The sequence below is a fragment of the Dyella sp. EPa41 genome (assembly GCF_016586165.1).
GTDB lineage: Bacteria > Pseudomonadota > Gammaproteobacteria > Xanthomonadales > Rhodanobacteraceae > Dyella.
Genome location: NZ_BCPR01000056.1, coordinates 1 through 19011 on the forward strand (window position 1 = coordinate 1; position 19011 = coordinate 19011).

Here is a 19011-nt window from a genome sequence, read left to right on the forward strand (position 1 = left end):
AAGGAAACCGGCTTCCGCGCCAAGGTGGCGTTGTACTCGACGCAGCTCGCGCGCCTGCGCCGCCTCGCCGGCGACCACGATGCGGCGAAGCAGTTGAACGATCGGTCGCTCGCGATCTTCGGCGACATCACCCGCCAGGACCCGAGCAATGCCGAGTGGAAACAGGACTTCGCCGAGGCGCAGGTGGAGCAGGCCGCGCAATCGCTAGCCACCGGCCACGCCGATCTGGCCCATGCACAAGCCACGCAGGCGCTGGCGGTGCTTGGCCCCATGCATGACGGCCAGCCGGGAGAACGCACGCTGCTGCTGGACACCGCCGCCGCCCGATTGCTGCTCGCCGCCAGCACCGACGATGCGGAAAAAGCCACGCAATGGCGCCAGCAGGTGATCAGGGACATCGCTTCGGTATCCAGCGGCGCCGCCGATCCGCGCCTGCTCGCGCTGCGCGTGCGCGCCCTGCTCAGCCTCGATCGCTCGCCTGAGGCCGCGCCCCTCGTGCAGCAGCTGTGGGATTCGGGCTACCGCGACCTCGACCTGCTCGCTGCGCTGAAGCAGCGCGACATCGACTACCCCGCCAATGCGGCGTTCCAGCAGCGCCTGCAGGCGGCGCTCGCGAAGAGCGATCCGCAATAGCGCCCCTTCCGCCCAGAAGCACCCATCGACAGGGATCCCATCACCGCCTGACATGAGGACCAACCTATGGCCAACGACCTGAGCGTGACCCTGGACAAGAGCAAGACTCCGTGGCTCGTGGATATCGACCAGAAGAACGGCGCCAACCAGGTGGCCCGGAGCAACCAGTCCCAAACCATCACCTGGCAACTCACCGGCGATGCCGCCTCGGGCAACATCACCGGGTTCAGCTGGCTGCAGCAACCGAACGCGGGGATTTTCGAGGACCCGGTCATTGCGCCCAACGGCAACACGATGACCATGTCCGATCTCAACAACAGCGCCAGCACGACGGGTGACTGGACCTACCAGTTGACGATCGAGGTCGGTGGCCAGAGCTACCAGAGCGCCGCAACATCCCTCACCGATACCTCCACCAATCCGACGATCAAGAACAACTGACCGAACCCAGGGGACCGCCATGCATCGCAGGGACCAACCGGAAACGGACTCGCAGGACGTGTCGATGAACCCGCCGGCGGCGATGCATGGCCCATTACCGCGCCCGGCAAGCTATCCGGCGTCGGCCGTGCAGCCGGGCGCGGCCATGACACCGCTGGTGGTAGGCATCACCAGTCATCGCAACATCTCGTCGGCGGAGATCGAGCCCATACGCGCCAGGGTGAAGGCGTTCTTCGACATGCTGCGACAGGAGTTTCCGGGCCTGCCGCTATGCGTACTCTCCGCGTTGGCCGAGGGCGGTGACCAGCTGGTCGCGCATGTCGCCCTCGAAGCAGGCGCAAGGCTTGTCGCGCCGCTGCCGCTGCCCATGGAGCTCTATCTCGACGACTTCCCCGCGCCCTCGGCGCGCGCGCGCTTCGAGGCGCTGTGCGAACAGGCCGAGCTGATTCCGCTCCCGCTGCCGCGCGGTCCCTCGCACCACGCGGTGGCCATGCCGGGACCATCGCGCGACCGCCAGTACGCCAAGTCAGGCGTTTTCATCGCCAGCCATTGCCATATCCTGCTCGCCATCTGGGACGGCAAGGATTCGGGACGACTGGGCGGCACGGCGCAGGTCGTCAATTACCATTTGAACGGCACGCTGCCCGGCCTGGTGGAGCGCCACCGCGAAGCTCGGCACGTGCTTGGCAGCGGCGACGAACGCCTGCTCTACCACATCGTCTGTTCGCGCGAGGGAGACCACGGCGAGGTCGCGCCCGGCCTGCTTCCGCTGCAGACCTACTGGCGCTGCGGCGACTTCACCACCACCGACCACGTACCGCCGCCCGAGTTCTGCCAGATGTTCACCCACATGTCGGAGTTCAATGCCGACTGCACGAAGTACGCGGATGACATCGCGAAGGCCGCCTGCAACCAAACCGGCCGCATACTGACGAACGGCAGCGCCATTGGTCGCATCTTCTGTGCCGCCGACTGGCTGGCCATCCATTTCCAGAAGCGCGTGCTTCTCGCGCTCAGGCTCACCTACATACTCGCGGCCCTGATGGGCATCGCCTTCACCTTCTACGCGCACCTGTCGGAACAGGACTTCCTGATCTACACCTTCCTGCTGTTGTTCGCGCTGGGCGCGCTGATCGCGATACTCGCGCGGCACCGGGGCTGGCACCGAAAGTATCTCGACTATCGTGCCCTCGCCGAAGGCCTGCGCGTGCAGGCCTACTGGCGCCACGCCGGCATCTCGGCCACCGGCGAGCACGAGTTCGCCCACGACAATTTCCTGCAGAAGCAGAACATCGAGCTCGGCTGGATCCGCCACATGATGCGCGTGGCCGGCGTCGACCCGCTGCCTGTTGCCGAAGGCCGCCATGCGGCGGCCCTGTCCGAGGTCATCGACGAGTGGGTCGGCGAATCGGGCAAGGGCGGCCAGCTGCACTACTTCGAACGCAAGACCATCGAGCGCACCGGCTTGCACCATGTCACCGAGACCATCGGCATGGTCAGCCTCTGGGGCGGCATCTCGATCAGCGTGTTCCTCGCGATCTTCGCCCTGCGGCTGCCGGAGAGCATCAAGACCACCCTGGTGATGATGATGGCGGTGCTCTCGATCATCGCCGCCGTACGCGAGGCCTATGCGTATCGAAAGGCGGACAAGGAGCTGATCCGGCAGTACCGTTTCATGCAGCGCATCTTCGCCAGCGCCAGGGCCGCGCTGGACCGCACCGGCGACCCGGCCAAGCAGCGGGAGATCCTCCTGGCCCTGGGCGACGCCGCCCTCACCGAACACGCGGAATGGACACTGATGCATCGCGAGCGCGATGTGGAGCACAGCAAGTTCTGAATTCGCCTGGAGGACCTGGACGGCACCTCATCACCCCGCCGGATCGCCAGCGGATGGCGTCAAGGCTTTGCGATACATGGCCCGGCCAGCGTGGTCTTCCGCTGTCTTTTCAGCATCCAGGCGCATACATCCACGCCGCGACGACATTCCGTGCACGCTTTTCCTCAGGCCGGGATATGACGATGGGCATCGTGACAACCCCCCGACCCCACTGCCGCGCATGGAAAAGCACCGTAACAAGTTGATGATCACGCTCACCTCGACGGTGGATGCGTTCAACGACGATGAGCTGATGACGCGCGCTGCCGCGCTGGCGTTCTACGCCGCGCTGTCGTTCGCCCCCATCCTGCTGTTGCTGGTGTGGACGGTTTCCGTGCTTCAACCCGCCTGGCTGGCGCAGATGCTGGCCATGATGGCCAGCATTGTCGGCGAACGGGCGGCTGGGGCGATCGATGACGTGGTGAAATCCGCACGCGCCCATCCCCAATTGGGCAATGTCGCCAGCCTGGTGGGCATGGGCATCACGCTCTTCAGCGCATCGGCCGTATTCGCCCAGCTGCAGGGCACGCTCAACCGCGTGTGGCATGTAAAGCCCAAGCCAGGCGCAGCCATTGGCGCCTGGCTGAGGGCCCGCGCGCACGCCTTCGCGCTGCTGGTGGGCGTCGGTTTTCTGCTGATCATTTCCTTCGTGGTGAGCGCAACGATCCAGGCCTTGATACCCGGCCAGGACACCTTGTGGAAAGCGATCGAATACCTCGTTTCCGTGGTGGTCTTCGTCATCGCCTTCGGTGGCATGTACAAGGTGCTGCCCGACGCCGCCATCGAATGGAGGGACGCGGTGATGGGCGCGATCATCACCACGCTGCTCTTCCTGCTGGGCAAGTACGCCATCGGCTTCTACATCTCGCACGCCAATGTCGGTGGCGCCTATGGTCCGGCCGCCGCCTTCGTGGTGCTGCTCACCTGGGTCTACTACTCGTCGATCATCGTGCTTGTCGGTGCCGCGCTGACCCGCGCCGTGGCAGAAGCGCGTGGCAAGCCGATACTTCCCAGCGACCACGCCGTCGAGATCGAAGCGAAGCTGGCGGAAGTCAGCGAGCCTGGGGGCGCACCCAAGCAGGACGGCGATGACGGTCCCTGGCAACGGCATCCCTAGGTTCGTCCTGACCCGCCTTCACTCCGCCAGGCGGCGCAAGGCGATCCCCAGCGCAATGCGATAGCTCGCCGCGAGGTCACCGTTGATGATGATGGTCGCCAGCGGCGCGGCATGGCGGCCATCGCTTCGTTGCAGCGCGGCGCCGCTGTCGTCGTGTACCTCGACATAGGGCGAGGCCAGCTCGCCGAGCGCATCGTCAAGGCCCGCCTCGGGGTGCTTCCTGGCCTCCTCCGCAAGATCACCGGGATCCAGCAATACGAAGCGGGTGTCCTTCGCCCTGACCGCACGGACCTGGGCGACAAGCTCGCGAAGTCCGCTGCACGCGCATACCGACAAGACCTGCCCCGCCCCGCGCACCAACGATTCGAAGGTGGTCGCCAGCTCGCCACCCCATGGGTCGTCCGAGTAGTGAGGTCCCCGCACAATCAGAATGGTCACGTTCCGAACCCGGCGCGCAATGCCTGCGTTGGAGACATGGTGCTTCAGCAGGCGATAAAAACGCTGCACCGCCATGGCCGCGTGGCGTAAATTTCCTGCCATTTTCCTGGCCGTCGCCGGTCGACGGGGCCATCGACGCACCCGGCTGCGCCTGTGCCGGCTATGCTTGCTACCCCATAGGCCCGGAGCAAGCACGACCATGCCAGATCACACGCGCGCCATCGTCGTGATGGGTGTGAGCGGTTGCGGCAAGACCAGCGTCGCCACCGCGCTGTGCGAACGCCTGGGTTGGCGGCTGATCGAAGGCGATGCCTTCCACTCCGGGCACAACGTCCGGAAGATGGAGGCGGGTGTTCCGCTCGACGATGAGGACAGAAAGGATTGGCTGGATCGACTGGGCGCGGAGCTGGCGCACGCCGCGTCGTCCCGGCGGCCGGTCGTACTCACCTGTTCCGCCCTCAAGCGCCGCTATCGGGACACGCTGCGCCGCGCCGTACCTCATCTCGGCTTCGTCTTTCTCGAACTGTCGCGCGAAGCGGCAGCCGAGCGTGTTGCCCACCGCTCCGGGCATTTCATGCCGGCCAGCCTGGTCGACAGCCAGTTTCGCGACCTGGAGCCTCCCGTCGACGAAGCGCGCGTACTCACCGTTGACGCGCTCGACCCGCTGGCTGCCAATGTCGAGCGGATCGTGGCTTGGTGGAGCGCCGAAGCCACCGGCTGAGCGGGCACCTCGGCCGGGCGCCAGGTCGCCATGCCAGGCAACCTTCCCTCGCCTGGCCGGCACTCACCGGGGCAGGCGTGGTTGCCTGCGCGCCAAGGGCGCGACCATATCGAGCCATCCATGGATATGTCGGCAGGGCATACGGCGACATGCATACAGGTGAGCAGTACCACAACTTCATGCTGGCCTCCGAGCGGGACCGCGCGGTGCGTGGCCGGTTCCAGCGGATGGCACTGGATCTGCTCGACAAGAACGCAGGCATCCTCGACTTCGGCGCTGGCACCGGCATCGATGCGAAAACCTATTCCGCGCACGGCCATCCGACCTTCGTCTACGAGCCCTCGGAGGCGATGCGAAACTATCTTGGCCAACACTGCCAGGACGAGATCGGCCGCCGGACCATCGTGTCCGTCACCTCGCCCAGCGAGTGCAAAGTGCAGGCGGTGACGGCGAATTTTGCGGTGCTCAACCACATCGAGGATCACGCGCCGCTGTTCGAGGAGTTGTCCCGCACGGTAAGTCCCGGCGGGTTCGTGCTCGCAAGCATGCTCAACCCCTACTATCTCGGCGACGCGCGCTACCGGTGGTGGCGGCGCAACCTCACCACGCTCATGCGTAGCGGCCACTACGCCATCGCCAGCGAAAGCCGCATCCACCGGTTTGCGCCGTGCGTCGTGGCGCGCGCGGCACAGCCGTTCTTCCGGCTCGAGCGCCTCACGCCAAGAGGCCTCGGCCTGGCAACCCACCTTTACATGTTCCTGTTGTTCAGGCGCACCTGACATGTGGAAAGACTGGATAAGGCCGTTCGTGCGCCCGCTGCCCCAGTGGTCGACCATCGCCGTGGCGCCTCCGCAGCAGGCCGTCACGGCCACCTTGCGCTGGGACCGCCGATCCGCGGACGTCACGACGGACCATACGGTAGCCTCGCTCAAGCCGCTGTCGATTGCGACGAGCATCGACGCGGGGGACGCTCCCTCGCTCGAATACACGGACAGCACCACGGGAAAACTGCTCGGCGCGCTGCACCTGGCAAGGGCGACGTCGATCGCCGTCGACGGCTCGAATGTCACCATCTATCACGTCGAGGACAGCGAACACCGCTGCCTGCCCTGGCCGCGACGCGCCTGGAACGAGTGGCTGCAGAACCGGGTGATGCGCAAGAGCAACACATCGCATCATGCGTTGATGGATCCGCATTCGGTACAGCAGCTGATGATCGCCTATCTCTGTCCCAGGCCGGTCATCCTGGTCTCGGTCGACACGCCGGGGCATCGGAACATGTTTCCGATGGATCTGATCGGGCCGCTGCGACGCAGCGAGCTCTTCTCCCTCGCGCTGCGCAACACCAATGTATCCGAGCCCGTCATGCGCGACGTGCGCAAAGTGGCGCTATCGAGCATGCCGGCCTCGATGAAGGGCACCGTCTACAAGCTCGCCGAACACCACAAGGAGGCGCTCGGGGACTGGAGCGCGCTGCCCTTCCCGACACGCCCGTCACGAACGTTCGGCATTCCCGCCGTTGCAACCGCACTGCGCATCCGCGAGCTCGGCATCGTGCAAGCCCATGACATGGGCTCGCACACCTTCTTTCTCGGCCGCATGGCATCGGACGAAGATCTCACCGAAGGCACGCAGCTGCACCACACGGCAGGCTTCCACCAGGCTTACCGGCGCCGGCGAAACGCGGCGTTTGCGGAGGTCTAGCGGGGACCGCGACCAGCGAAGAACCCCGCGCAGACAAAAAGGGCCGGCAGATTGCCGGCCCTTTGCATGTTCACGGCGATACCGCGCGACGGAAATCAGAACGGAATATCGTCGTCGTCGAAGCTGTTGTTCTGCGCCGGGGCCGGGGCGGACTGGCGCTGGTTGCCGTAGTCGTTGCCGCCACGGGACTGGCCGCCGCCGTAGTTGCCGCCACCACCCTGGCGCTGGCCGCCACCGCCACCACCGCCCTGCGAGCGCTGGAAGCCGCCACCGCCGCCACCCGCGCCGCCTTCGGAACCGCCGCCGAGCATCTGCATCTCGTTGGCGATGATGTCGGTGCTGTAGCGCTCGATGCCGTCCTTGTCGGTGTACTTGTCGGTACGCAGCGAGCCTTCGATATAGACCTGGCGGCCCTTCTTCAGGTATTCGCCGGCGATTTCAGCGAGACGGCCGAACAGCTTCACGCGATGCCACTCGGTGCGCTCCTGCTTTTCGCCGCTCTGCTTGTCGGTCCAGGTTTCGGACGTCGCGATGCGCAGGCTGGTGATGGCCGAGCCGCCGCCGGTGTACCGGGTTTCCGGGTCGGCGCCGAGGTTGCCGACGATGATGACCTTGTTGATGCCACGTGCCATGGATGGAATGTCCTCTGTGAGCCGGCGCTGCGTTCAGGGGCAGTCAGCACCGGATGGTTGAACCGGCAGCCATCATAACCGTGGGCCGGCCGTCGAAAACAGGATGGACTTTTCCGTCGTGACCCGCCTGCCGGCCCGGCAAGACCTCTGGCTGGCGTCCGGATCGGACGAAAAACCCGCCGAATCAGACCACTGGCCGCTCTCAGCGGCTGCGACACAGCCGTTGGCCGCCTTTTTGTAGGAGCGCACCCAGTGCGCGACCGCTCCTTCCACGGTGCTTCCATCCCTGGTCGTCGCGACCGCCGGCGGGTATCGCGAGGGCCATCGCGCACTGGGTGCGCTCCTACAAGGGCGGGGTTCCGCTGATGAAGCGGTACCCCACCCCGGGCTCGGTCTTCAGCCAGCGCGGGGCGGCCGGGTCATCGCCCAGCTTCTGGCGCAGTTTGCCCACCACGATGCGCAGGTAGTGGCTGTCATGGGTGTGGGTGGCGCCCCAGATGTCGCGCAGCAGCTGTTGCTGGGTCACCACCCGGCCGGCATGGCGCAGCAGCAGGGCCAGCACGGCGTATTCCTTGCGGGTCAGCGCAAGCGGCCGGCCTTCGAGCGTGACCTCGCGACGCGCCAGGTCGATGGCCAGGCGGCCGTCGTCGTAGCGCTGCGGCGCCTCGGGTTCGCCCGGCCGGCTGCGCAGCAGGACGCGCAGGCGCGCCATCAACTCCTGGATGCCGAAGGGCTTGGTCACGTAGTCGTTGGCGCCGGCATCCAGCGCCTTCACTTTCTCGGTCTCCGAATCGCGCACGGACAGCATCAGCACCGGCACCTGGCTCCACTGGCGCAACTCGGCCAGCACCTCGTGGCCCTCGCGGTCCGGCAGGCCGATGTCGAGCACCACGAGGTCCGGCGAGCGCGTGGCCGCCAGCGCCAGGCCCTCGGCCGCGTTCGCCGCGAGCAACACCGCGTAGCCCTCGGCTCGCAGGCCAATGTCGAGAAACTTGCGGATCTGCGCCTCGTCATCGATGACCAGGACACAGGGGGCGGCGGCAGTCATGCGTTGTTATCGGGCGGCGCCGGCAACGGCAAGGTGATGCGAATGGTGGTGCCAACGCCGTCGCCCGGCAAGGCTTCCACGCTGCCGCCATGCGCACCGATCATGCCACGGCAGATGGCAAGGCCCAGGCCGGTGCCTTGCGGCGCCCGGTCGCCACGCGCCACGGAATAGAACATGTCGAAGATGCGCGCGCGTTCGTCCTCGGGTATGCCGGGGCCGCGATCGATCACGTCGATCTGCACTTTCTCGCCGTTGGGCCGCACCACGATGCGCACCGCTTCGCTGGCCGGCGAGAAGCGCGCGGCGTTCTCCAGGATGTTGAACAAGGCCTGCTCGATCAGCGCCGGATGCACATAGAGAAGGATCGTGCCCGACGGCAGCACCGTGTCGAGCCGGAGATCGGGAAACAGCTTGCGCAACCGGTTGGACGCGGCGGCCACGATCTCGGCCACGTCGGTCCAGTCGCGGTTGAGCTTGAGCGTGCCGTGGCCCAGGCGCGTCATGTCCAGCAGGTTCTGGATGTAGCGGTCCAGGCGTTGTCCTTCGCCGAGGATGGCCTCGAGCAGCTCACGGCGCTCACCCGCGGGAAGCTGGTCGCCGTAGCTTGCCAGCGTACCGGCGGAGCCGATCATCGAGGCGAGCGGCGAGCGCAGGTCATGCGAGACGGACGACAGCAGCGCATTGCGCAGCCGCTCCGTTTCGCCTTGCACGCGCGCGCCTTCCAGTTCGTCGGCAAGGCGTGCGCGCTGCAGCGCCTGGCCGATGTCCTGCACCATGGCCAGCGCGAGGCTGCGCTCGTCGACCGGCGGCTCGCCCTGTTCGGGTGGAAAGCGCAAGGCGGCCACGCCGAGCGGATTGTCGGCGCTGCCCAGCGGCAACACCCAGCACGGCGCGGCATTGAGCGTGTCGGTATAGCGGCCGGCCTGCTCCGCGTGCTGTTCGCTCCACGAGGCCGCGCCAAGATCCTGCGTGGTCAAGGGGAAATCGCGCGGTGCCGTGGCCACGACGCGCAGCACCTGGCTGGCGTCACGCGCCAGGATGGCCGCATCGCAGCGCAGTACGTGGGACAGCATCTCCACGCCCACCTTGCGGATACCCGCTCCATCGGTACTGGTGGAAAGGCGCTGCCCCAACGACAGCAGCGCCCTGGCATTGGCGTGCGCAGCGCGCAGCGACTCCACCTGGCTCGCCAGCCGCGTGGCCAGCCGGCTGCATACCAGCGCCGTCACCAGGAACAGGCACACCGCCAGCACATCGTCGAAGTTGGCGATGGCCAACGTGTAACGCGGCGGCGCGAAGAAGAAGTTGTAGCCGAGGAAACAGAGAATGGCGGTATAGACCGCCACCGCCATGCGCGTCCTCGCGGCCACCACCATCACGGCCATCAGGAAGATCAACGCGAGATTCGCCACCGAAAGGTAACGATCCGCGATGAAGGACAAGCCGAACGCCGCCAATGTGGCGACCGTGGCGAACACGTATTCGTCCCGCCGGCCCTTGCCACCCGGCATGCGAAGGCGCATGCGCGACTTCGCGCGCTCGGCCGGCGTCGCGATGATGGTCAACTCCAGGTGCGCGCCACGACGCAGCAACAACTGCGTCAGCGAACGGCCCAGCATGCGCGCCAGCGGGCGTTCGCGCGTGCGGCCGAGAATGATCTGGCCGATGCCTTCGCGGTCCGCATGCGCGATCAGTTCGTCGGCAATGGCGTGGCCACGCAGCACCACGGTGTCGCCGCCCAGCCGGCGCGTCAGCCGCATGGCGGCATCCAGGCGCTCGCGGCGCCCCTTGTCCAGCGTGGCGCCCGTGTCGACGAAGGCCACGCTCCACGGCGCGCCGCGTCGCTCCGCGATGCGACGCGCGATGCGCACCAGGTATTCGCTCTGCGTATGCCCGTCGATGGCGGCCATCACGCGCCGGCGTACGGGCATGGCGCCGCCACGCGCCAGCATCTGCTCGCGCAGGTCGCTGTCCACGTGGCCGGCCACGGTGTCGACGGCCAGCTCGCGCAAGGCGACCAGGTTGGTCGGCGAGAAGAAAGCGTCCAGCGCCGCCGCCGCCGTCTCCGGCACGTAGACCTTGCCCTGCTTGAGGCGCTGGATCAGTTCGCGCGGCGGCAGATCGACCAGCACGATGTCGCGCGCGCGATCGAGGAACGCATCAGGCACCGTCTCGCGCACGGTCACGTTGGTGATGCGTCGCACCTGGTCGTTGAGGCTCTCCAGGTGCTGCACGTTGAGCGCGCTGTAAACCTCGATGCCGGCATCCAGCAGTTCGGCGATGTCCTGCCAGCGGCGCTCGTGGCGGCCGCCTGGCAGGTTGCTGTGCGCCAGCTCGTCCACCAGGATCACCGCCGGGCGCCGCTGCAAGGCGGCGTCCAGGTCGAACTCGGTGAAATCGCGACCGCGGTAATTCACCTTGCGCTGCGGCAGCACCTCGAGTCCGTCCAGCAGCGCCTGTGTTTCCGCGCGGCCATGCGTCTCCACCAGGCCGACCACCACGTCGACGCCCTGGCGCTTCAGTTCGCGCGCGGCCGAAAGCATGGCGAAGGTCTTGCCCACGCCAGGCGCCGCGCCGAGGAAGATCTTCAGTCGACGGCCGTTCTCTTCCTGCACCGAATCGAGCAAGGCATCGGCACGCGCTTCGCGGGAGGGTTCAGACATGCATCGCGTGCCGTGGGTGATGGATGGATACGTTATGCCTTAATGGGCATCCAGCGCCATATTCAGCTTGAGCACGTTCACCCGTGGCTCGCCCAGCACGCCAAACTGGCGCCCCGCCGTGGCCATCGACACCATGGCCCGCACCTGCGACTCGCTCAGCCCACGGACGCGAGCCACGCGGGGCACCTGGTAGGCCGCGGCAGCCGGCGAGATCTCCGGGTCCAGGCCACTGCCGGACGCGGTGACCAGGTCCACCGGAACCGGTGCGTGGTTTTCCGGGTCGGCGGCGCGCAGCGCATCGATGCGCTGCTTCACCGCGTCAGTGAGTGCTGGATTGGTAGGGCCCAGGTTGGAGCCTGTCGACGCCGCGGCATTGTCCGGCTGCGGCGCGGTGGCGGACGGGCGGCCCCAGAAGTACTTCGGGTCGGTGAACGACTGGCCGATCAGCGCGGAGCCGACCGGCTTGCCATCCTTCTCGATCAGGCTGCCGTTCGCCTGCGACGGGAACAACGCCTGCGCCAGACCGGTGGCGACCAGCGGGTAGAGCACGCCCGTCACCGCGGTCAACAAAAGCAGCATCACGATCGCGCTGCGAATCAGCCTGATCATGTTCATCACCTCAGAAGTGGAGGATCGCGTCGACGAGCGCGATCGCCTGGTAGTGCTTCTTGCCCGCGTCATAGGCATTCACGTCATAGGAATGCTCGTAACGAAGTTCCGGGCGGATTTCGAGATCCGGCGACACCCAGTGCGTCAGGCCCAGCGTGTGGCTGCTGTACTTGGTGGCGTAGCCGGTGCGCTGGCCCTTCTGGTCGTTGTAGAACTCGTTGCGGAACGTGAGCATGTTGCTCGAGTCCAACTCGAAGTTGAGGTAGTTCACCACGCCGTACTCGCCGGCCTTGCCGGGGTACGGTGACGACGCCACTACGCCCGGCTCGCCATCCGGCCCGAAGCCCGGGATGTTGCGGCCGTACATGTAATAGGCCTCGGTCTGCATGTGCACGCTCTGGTTGAAGCGATGCCCCCAGGTCATCACGTACATCTGCACGTTGTTGTAGTTGTAATCGAAGGAATTGAGGCTATTGATGCAGGGGTAAAGCATGTCGTTGTTGTCTTTGGACACCCAACGGACGCAGGCCTGCAGGGTCGGACGCGCCGACCCGTTCCACGGCGCCGTGTCGTTGCTGGCGTTGATGCCAAGCTGCAGCGTCCACTGCTCATTGAGCTTAGTGGTGGTCATGATGCCGGTCTGGGTATACGGATCGACCGTATACAGGATCGAATGGGTTACCAGGTAATTCTGCGGCGAGAACTGCGCTTCGATGTCGGGCAACGAAAGATAGCGCCCGAAGCGGATGACCATGCCTTCGGCGACCGACGGGATGTAGAGGTCGTAATAGAACAACATCGGGTCGACGCCATAGACCTTGCCCGGCAGCGGGCCGTTCGCATTGGAATGGTTCAGCAGCTGGTTGCTGAAGACCCCCTTGGTCACCGTGTAGTGGTAGTCATAGCCATAAAGGGTGGAGATGTTGAAGCCCCAATCCACATGATCCGTCTGCACCGTGTCTTCGACACGGGTGATGTTGAACACCAGCTGGTCGAACTCCACGCGGTTCGGCCGCGTGGCATACGAAAGCGGGTAGTTCGTGAAGCTCGAAGAGCTCGCGTTGGCGGACGGATTGATCCAGCCGTTGATCTCGATGCGGTTGCGCTTCATCCAGTTGCCAAGCCTGGTGCACGCGAGCGCCTTCTGCAGCGGATACTGGCCATAGGCCACCGGCACACCGATCGGTGCAGCCACGCCGCCCAGCTGCCATTCGCCATTGGGGAACGGCGGGGAATTCAGCGGGGCATCCATGGCGCGACGCTTCGCAGCAGGGGCGTTTGGATCCGCGGGCTGGGCGTCTTCGCGATAGGCCGCGCCCAGGCGCGAGAAGAACCCCTGCGAGCAGTCCTCACTGGTAGCGACCGGCGTGGAAGGCGCGACCTGGTCGAGATCGGCCGCGGAAACCTCTGTGCTGGCCGGGATGTTCGGCGTCGCTGCAGCCCATGCTTCGCCAGCGGGGGCAAGTGCCAGCAGCAGTGCAAACGAAAGAACCTTCTTGGACATCATGGTCATCGATGAAACCGGCTCGCGTCGAGCCGTCCTTGTTGTTTGAGTAGGGGGCCGGCGCTTTGGCGCCAATGTCAGATGCCGGCGTAACCGCCGAGCACGTAGTCGTCCTGCTCGCCTCGCGATGCCTCGGTGTCGCGCGGCTGGATGCGGGGCCGGCCCTGCATCGGGAGCGCGATCACCACGTCGCAGGACGCATCGTTGGCCGACAGGCGCAGTTCCATGTCGGGATGGGTGTCGTCGGGCAGCGAAACGGAAAGCTTGAAGATTTGCATGGCGAAAACTCCGGGAATGAGGGGTGGCGCCTCGGCTCGTCGTCCCGGCGCGGGCCGGGACCCAGTAGCGGTGGAATCGGCTTTCGCGAAGGAACGATCCTTGAAGCTCCATGCGACAACCGCACCTCGCGGTGCCTGGATTCCGGCCTACGCCGGAATGACGGTGCGAGAGATCACGCCAGCCCGATCAGCACCAGCAACACGTCGATCAGCTTGATTCCCACGAACGGCACGACGATGCCGCCGAGGCCGTACACCAGCAGGTTCCGGCGAAGCAGTGCGCCCGCGCCCAGCGCGCGGTATTTCACGCCCTTCAGCGCGAGCGGAATCAGGAAGATGATGATCAGCGCGTTGAAGATCACCGCCGAGAGGATCGCGCTCTGCGGCGTGGCCAGATGCATCACGTTCAGTGCATTGAGCGCGGGATAGGTGGTGGCGAACGCGGCCGGGATGATGGCGAAGTACTTGGCCACGTCGTTGGCGATGGAGAACGTGGTCAGCGCGCCGCGCGTGATCAGCATCTGCTTGCCGATCTCCACCACCTCGATCAGCTTGGTCGGGTTGGAGTCGAGGTCGACCATGTTGCCGGCCTCCTTCGCCGCCTGCGTGCCGGTGTTCATCGCCACCGCCACATCGGCCTGGGCCAGCGCCGGCGCGTCGTTGGTGCCGTCGCCGCACATCGCCACCAGGCGGTTCTCGCCCTGGATCTTGCGGATGAGCTTGAGCTTGGCCTCGGGCGTCGCCTCGGCGAGGAAGTCATCGACGCCGGCTTCGGCGGCAATGGCGGCCGCCGTGAGCGGGTTGTCGCCGGTGATCATGATGGTCTTGATGCCCATGCGGCGCATCTCGGCGAAGCGCTCGCGGATGCCGCCCTTCACGATGTCCTTCAGCTCGATCACGCCCAGCGCGGAGGCGCCCTCGGTGACAATCAGCGGCGTGGCGCCACGGCGTGCGATGTCCTCGGCCATGTGCTTCACCAACGGCGGCAGATGGCTGCCGTTGGCTTCCAGATAGCGTTCCACCGCATCGAGCGCACCCTTGCGGATGTGGCGCTCGCCGATGTTCACGCCGCTCATGCGGGTCTGCGCGGTGAACGGCACGAACTCCGCATGGCCCTCTTCCAGCTGGCGCTCACGCAGGTTGAAGCGCTCCTTGGCCAGCACCACGATGCTGCGGCCTTCCGGCGTTTCGTCAGCCAGCGACGCGAGCTGCGCGGCATCGGCCAGACGGCCCTCCTCCACGCCCGGCGCAGGCAGGAAAGCCACCGCCTGGCGATTGCCGAGCGTGATCGTGCCAGTCTTGTCCAGCAGCAGCACGTCCACGTCGCCCGCTGCTTCCACGGCGCGGCCGGAGGTGGCGATGACGTTGGCGCGGATCATGCGATCCATGCCGGCGATGCCGATGGCCGACAGCAGCGCGCCGATGGTGGTGGGAATCAGGCACACCAGCAGCGCGACCAGCACGGTGAGCGTGATGGGATTGCCAGCGCCCGCCGCCTGCACGCTGTAGAGGGAGTACGGCAGCAGCGTGGCGCAGGCCAGCAGGAAGATCAGCGTGAACTTCGCCAGCAGGATGGTGAGCGCGATCTCGTTTGGCGTCTTGCGGCGCGATGCGCCTTCCACCATCGCGATCATGCGATCCAGGAAGCTTTCGCCCGGATTGCTGGTGATGCGCACCACCAGCCAGTCCGACAGCACGCGCGTGCCGCCGGTGACCGCGCTGCGATCACCGCCAGATTCGCGGATCACCGGCGCGGATTCGCCCGTGATGGCGCTTTCGTCCACGCTGGCCGCGCCGGACACCACCTCGCCGTCGCCCGGCATCGCGTCGCCCGCCTCGACCAGTACCAGGTGACCGACGCGCAACTCGGAGGACGGCGTGAAGGTCACGGCTGCATCGCGATACGGCGCAGCCAGCCGCTTGGCCACCACGTCCTTGCGCGAACTGCGCAGCGCGGCGGCCTGCGCCTTGCCGCGACCTTCCGCCAACGCTTCGGCAAAGTTGGCGAACAGCAGGGTGAACCACAGCCAGAGCGTCACCCAGAAGATGAAGGCCGTGGGCGCTTCGCCGTGGCCGGCCAGCGCCTGCACCCACAACAGGGTGGTCAGCACGCTGCACACGAACACCACGAACATCACCGGATTGCGGAACTGCAACCGCGGCGACAGCTTGCGGAACGAGTCGGCGACGGCCTGGAGCAACAGGCTGCGGTCGAAACTGCGGACCGCGGGCACATGGGTATGAGTCGTTGTCATGATCGATATCCGGTAGGCATCAATGGGCCGACATCAGGAATTCGGCGATGGGCCCCAGCGCGAGCGCCGGCAGGAAGGTCAGCGCGCCAACCACGATCACCACGCAGGCAAGCAGCGTGACGAACAGCGGCGTATGCGTGGGCAGCGTGCCCGCCGACGGCGGCACGTGGCGCTTGGCGGCCAGCGAGCCGGCCATGGCGAGCATCGCGATGGCGAGCAGGAAGCGCGAGAAGTACATGCACACGCCCAGCAGCACGTTCCAGAACGGCGTGTTGGCCGAGAGACCGCCAAATGCGCTGCCGTTGTTGTTGGACGCGGAGGTGACGGCATAGAGCATCTCGCTGAAGCCGTGCGCGCCGGGGTTGGCCGCGCCCGCCGTGCCCGCCGGCGTAGCCACCGCGATGGCCGTGCAGATCACCACCAGCGCGCACGGCACCAGCACGGCAAGGCTCGCCATCTTCATTTCGTGCGCTTCGATCTTCTTGCCGAGGTATTCCGGCGTGCGGCCCACCATGAGACCGGCGATGAACACCGCGACCACGGCAAAGGCCAGCATGCCGTACAGGCCCGAGCCCACGCCGCCGAAGATCACCTCGCCCAGTTGCATCAGCCACATCGGCACCAGTCCGCCGAGCGGCGTGAGCGAGTCGTGCATGTTGTTCACCGCGCCGCACGATGCCGCCGTGGTGATGGCGGTGAACAGGCCGCTGGCGGCGATGCCGAAGCGCGTCTCCTTGCCTTCCATGTTGCCGCCGGCTTGCAGCGTGCCGGCCTGCTGGTCCACGGCAAGCCCATGCAGCGCCGGATTGCCGGCCTGCTCCGCCGCCACCGCGCCCAGCGCCAGCGGCACGAAGATCAGCAGCATGGTGGCGAGGATCGCCCAGCCCTGCCGCCGGTCGCCCACCATGCTGCCGAAAGTGAAGCAAAGACCTGCCGGGATCAAAAAGATCGCCAACATCTCGATGAAATTGCTGAACGGCGTCGGGTTCTCGTACGGATGCGCCGAGTTCGCATTGAAGAAGCCACCACCATTGGTGCCCAACTGCTTGATCGCGATCTGCGACGCGGCCGGGCCCATCGGCAGGGTCTGCGTGGTCACCGTCGTTTCCCTGGTGACATCCTTGCCCGCGGCGTCCTTCACGGTGTTGCCGGCCGCATCCTTCACGGTCTCCACCGCCGTGGTGTGCTGCATCAGCGGCACGTCGACGTACGAGCGGAAGTTCTGCACCACGCCCTGCGACGCAAGCAACAACGCGATTACCAGCGAGAACGGCAGCAGGATATAGAGCGTGCTGCGGGTCATGTCGACCCAGAAGTTGCCGATGCTGTCCGCACTGCGCCGCACGAAGCCGCGCACCACCGCCACGAGCACCGCGATGCCGGTCGCCGCCGAGAGGAAATTCTGCACCGCCAGCCCCAGCATCTGGGTCAGGTAGCTCATCGTGCTTTCGCCCGCGTAGCCCTGCCAGTTGGTGTTGGAGACGAAGCTGATGGCGGTGTTGATCGCCGAATCCGGCGTCACCGCGCCGAAATGCTGCGGATTGAGCGGCAGCCACTGCTGCAGGCGCTGCAGCGCATACACCACGACCAGGCCGGCCATGTTGAAGACCAGCATGGCGATGGCGTAGCGACGCCAGCCCATCTGCTCTTCGGCGCGCACGCCGCTGAGGCGATACAACAGGTTCTCAATGTGTCGGCCGGCACGCAGCACGCCATTGGGCGTCTCGGCGAACACTAGCGCCATATAGCTGCCGGCCGGCTTTACCAGCAGCAACAGCGCGACCAGGTAGATCGCGATCTGGAGGAAATCGTTGGTGGTCATTCGAACCACTCCGGCTTGAGCAGGGCCACGCACAGGTAGCCCGTCAGGGCCACCGCGATGGCGGCGGCCACGAAATAGATAGCGTTCATGCGTGGATCTCCCGCAGGGAATCGCGAGCTGGGAAAGTGCCGCCGTCCGGGCGGCAGCGATCGATCAGGGGCGTCGGCCGAGCCGGTCGCAGATCAGCAGGAAGCCGATCGACGCGGCGAACAGCACGAACGAAAAGAGGAGGTAAACGACATCCATGGGCACCGACTCACCGTGTTCTGCAACGGTGCAAATTGTCGGAATCGGGGCATAAGAAAGGGGTAGCGAAACACGGAGGGGGCGTATAGAAGCCGTAAAATTTCGACACCCGACCCCACACCGCCCTCCCCTCCCCTTGTAGGAGCGCACCCAGTGCGCGACAGCCTTTTGCGCCTGTCTGCACGTCTATTGCTCTTGTGAAAGCGGGCTATTGCCTTCGGTAGCTCCGCTACCGCGAGCATGCCGCCTACGCGGCGGGCGTTTCGATCCCCTGCCGGCGCTCGAGTCACTTTTCTTTTGCTGGCCCAAAAGAAAAGTAACCCAAAGAAAATGGCCTTCAGAGCCAAGGCTCATAGCGATATGCGGGATAGGAGCGTCGGTCCACTGAGGCCAGCCGGATACACCCGTTACTACCTCGAACGGCGCGGCTACACCGCAGCGCGCCGTAGCGGAGAGGACTTAAGGCAACGTTGTTGAGCCCAGAGGGGATCTATTCGCACCGCACCGCCGTTTTTTCTCCCTCTCCCCTGCGGGGCACGCGGGGAGCGGCCATGGATGGCCGCGGCTTTGAGGAGCGAGGAGAGAGCTGGGGTGAGGGGTTGGGGCTCGCGAAATTCCTTCCTACCTCTGTGGGAGCGCACCCTGTGCGCGACCGCAACGCCGGCACACGTCGCGGTAGTCACGACCATCGCGGACTGAGGCGACCACGTCAGTCCGCGGTCGCGCACAAGGTGCGCTCCCACAACGAACCGCAGCCACCGGCATCGCGATGCGATGTGCCGCGCAGCGGCACGAGCCTTCAAACATCCCCTGTGTGGCGGTGAGGGGCGGACGAACAGGCCCCGCAGGGGTGCCCGACAAGGGTGTCGGGCACTTTTCGTCCGGGCAGGAGCCCGGTCGAAAAGCCCGGCCGCCCCTCACGGACTGGCTGGGCGTAGCCCAGCCAGCGCCGCGCGGGGTGCTCTTTCTTTTGGTCACTTTTCTTTGAGCAAGCAAAGAAAAGTGACCCGGGCCGCGGCAGCGG

The 19011-nt window shown here is 66.0% G+C and carries 16 protein-coding genes and 1 pseudogene; 7 read left to right on the forward strand and 10 right to left on the reverse strand.

What is annotated here, in order from left to right:
* The 4 genes and pseudogenes from JMF82_RS16150 to JMF82_RS16165 form a co-directional block, all read left to right on the forward strand.
* Positions 1 to 633: pseudogene (locus JMF82_RS16150) on the forward strand (hypothetical protein); the annotation flags it as partial.
* Between the two features lie 66 nt (positions 634 to 699).
* On the forward strand, positions 700 to 1074 hold the full coding sequence (locus JMF82_RS16155) for a hypothetical protein (protein ID WP_201315584.1): 375 nt from the start codon (positions 700 to 702) through the stop codon (positions 1072 to 1074).
* Between the two features lie 19 nt (positions 1075 to 1093).
* Positions 1094 to 2911 carry a hypothetical protein gene (locus JMF82_RS16160; protein ID WP_236585511.1) on the forward strand — a complete coding sequence of 606 codons (1818 nt, stop codon included), beginning with the start codon at positions 1094 to 1096 and terminating at the stop codon, positions 2909 to 2911.
* 220 nt (positions 2912 to 3131) lie between these two features.
* Positions 3132 to 4067 (forward strand): YihY/virulence factor BrkB family protein, encoded by a 936-nt coding sequence (locus tag JMF82_RS16165; protein WP_236585512.1) that lies wholly within the window; start codon positions 3132 to 3134, stop codon positions 4065 to 4067.
* Between the two features lie 18 nt (positions 4068 to 4085).
* On the opposite strand, the gene JMF82_RS16170 is transcribed toward JMF82_RS16165, so the two are convergent.
* The gene (locus JMF82_RS16170) at positions 4086 to 4580 is read right to left on the reverse strand and encodes a hypothetical protein (RefSeq protein WP_201315585.1); all 495 of its coding nucleotides are present in this window, start codon (positions 4578 to 4580) and stop codon (positions 4086 to 4088) included.
* A gap of 124 nt (positions 4581 to 4704) precedes the next feature.
* On the opposite strand from JMF82_RS16170, the gene JMF82_RS16175 reads away from it, so the two are divergent.
* The 3 genes from JMF82_RS16175 to JMF82_RS16185 all read left to right on the forward strand — a co-directional run bounded on the left by JMF82_RS16175 (position 4705) and on the right by JMF82_RS16185 (position 6930).
* Positions 4705 to 5226, forward strand: coding sequence for a gluconokinase (locus tag JMF82_RS16175; protein WP_236585513.1), 522 nt, complete (start codon positions 4705 to 4707; stop codon positions 5224 to 5226).
* A 149-nt stretch (positions 5227 to 5375) separates the two neighbouring features.
* Positions 5376 to 6005 (forward strand): methyltransferase domain-containing protein, encoded by a 630-nt coding sequence (locus JMF82_RS16180; protein ID WP_201315587.1) that lies wholly within the window; start codon positions 5376 to 5378, stop codon positions 6003 to 6005.
* Positions 6006 to 6099: 94 nt separating this feature from the next.
* A complete protein-coding gene (locus JMF82_RS16185; protein ID WP_236585514.1) occupies positions 6100 to 6930 on the forward strand; it encodes a hypothetical protein in 831 nt (276 codons plus the stop codon).
* Positions 6931 to 7025: 95 nt separating this feature from the next.
* Here JMF82_RS16185 and ssb read toward each other — a convergent pair whose 3' ends face one another.
* The 9 genes from ssb to kdpF all read right to left on the reverse strand — a co-directional run bounded on the left by ssb (position 7026) and on the right by kdpF (position 17830).
* On the reverse strand, positions 7026 to 7562 hold the full coding sequence (gene ssb, locus JMF82_RS16190; protein ID WP_201315589.1) for a single-stranded DNA-binding protein: 537 nt from the start codon (positions 7560 to 7562) through the stop codon (positions 7026 to 7028).
* A 343-nt stretch (positions 7563 to 7905) separates the two neighbouring features.
* Positions 7906 to 8610 (reverse strand): response regulator transcription factor, encoded by a 705-nt coding sequence (locus JMF82_RS16195; protein ID WP_201315590.1) that lies wholly within the window; start codon positions 8608 to 8610, stop codon positions 7906 to 7908.
* Complete coding sequence (locus tag JMF82_RS16200; protein WP_201315591.1) at positions 8607 to 11273, reverse strand: sensor histidine kinase KdpD; 2667 nt, start codon at positions 11271 to 11273, stop codon at positions 8607 to 8609. Before JMF82_RS16200 ends, JMF82_RS16195 begins: the two co-directional genes overlap by 4 nt.
* 39 nt (positions 11274 to 11312) lie before the next feature.
* Entirely contained in the window at positions 11313 to 11882 is a 570-nt protein-coding gene (kdpC, locus tag JMF82_RS16205) for a potassium-transporting ATPase subunit KdpC (RefSeq protein ID WP_201315592.1), read from the reverse strand.
* A gap of 10 nt (positions 11883 to 11892) precedes the next feature.
* Positions 11893 to 13395: an outer membrane beta-barrel protein gene (locus JMF82_RS16210; protein WP_236585515.1), complete on the reverse strand. Its 1503-nt coding sequence runs from the start codon at positions 13393 to 13395 to the stop codon at positions 11893 to 11895.
* Between the two features lie 68 nt (positions 13396 to 13463).
* Positions 13464 to 13664 carry a hypothetical protein gene (locus JMF82_RS16215; protein ID WP_201315593.1) on the reverse strand — a complete coding sequence of 67 codons (201 nt, stop codon included), beginning with the start codon at positions 13662 to 13664 and terminating at the stop codon, positions 13464 to 13466.
* Positions 13665 to 13837: 173 nt separating this feature from the next.
* Positions 13838 to 15919 carry a potassium-transporting ATPase subunit KdpB gene (gene kdpB, locus JMF82_RS16220; protein WP_236585516.1) on the reverse strand — a complete coding sequence of 694 codons (2082 nt, stop codon included), beginning with the start codon at positions 15917 to 15919 and terminating at the stop codon, positions 13838 to 13840.
* Between the two features lie 19 nt (positions 15920 to 15938).
* On the reverse strand, positions 15939 to 17741 hold the full coding sequence (gene kdpA / locus JMF82_RS16225; protein ID WP_201315594.1) for a potassium-transporting ATPase subunit KdpA: 1803 nt from the start codon (positions 17739 to 17741) through the stop codon (positions 15939 to 15941).
* A complete protein-coding gene (gene kdpF / locus JMF82_RS16230; RefSeq protein WP_111984191.1) occupies positions 17738 to 17830 on the reverse strand; it encodes a K(+)-transporting ATPase subunit F in 93 nt (30 codons plus the stop codon). The genes kdpA and kdpF overlap by 4 nt, the downstream gene beginning before the upstream one ends.
* Positions 17831 to 19011: the final 1181 nt, after the last annotated feature.